Source organism: Leifsonia sp. KNZ12-8B (assembly GCF_056755495.1).
This window is the reverse complement of sequence record NZ_JBPGXM010000258.1, coordinates 1-560: the sequence shown is the minus strand read 5'-3', so window position 1 is coordinate 560 and position 560 is coordinate 1. Positions and strand designations below refer to the sequence as shown.

1 pseudogene is annotated in these 560 nt (G+C 70.9%); it reads right to left on the bottom strand.

Going from position 1 to position 560, the window contains the following annotated elements:
* A pseudogene (locus tag ACR9ZG_RS18930) lies at positions 1 to 560 on the bottom strand (hypothetical protein); the annotation flags it as partial.

Sequence of the window (560 nt, the reverse complement as noted above, 5' to 3'; positions counted from 1 at the left end):
GTGGGGTCCGTGGGGTCGGTCGGTGTCACGGGCGTCACCGCGCTGCCGACGCCGGGGGTCGGCGCGGCGAGGTCGGCGATCAGCGTGGCGGTCGTCCCCGTGGCCGGGTTGGTGAACTGGGCGACCTTGTCCGCGGTCGCGGTCCGCGTCGGAAGCAGCGAGGAGGCGAGGACCGTGCCGGAGGAGTCGGCGAGGAGGAACGTGCGGTTGCCCGCGTTGGCGATGCCGTCCTGCCCGGTGAGGTGCACGATCGGGTAGCCGTTGTCGGGGGTGCCCGTCACGCCCGCCCAGTAGGAGCGGAACTCCTCGTCGGGGTGCGCGGACACGTCGACGCCTCCCGCGACCGTGTAGTCGATGCGCATGACGAGCACGCCGTCCGCCGGCACGACCGCGCCAGCGCTCGTGGTGAGCGCCTTGGGGCTGCTCGCCGCGTACTGCACGACGATGCCCTCGGCCGCGAGGTCGATCGGGGTGGAGGTGGTGTTCTGCACCTCGATGTACTCGAAGTTGTCGCTGCCAGCGTTGTCGGGCGCGATCTCGGAGATGAAGCTGTCTCTTAT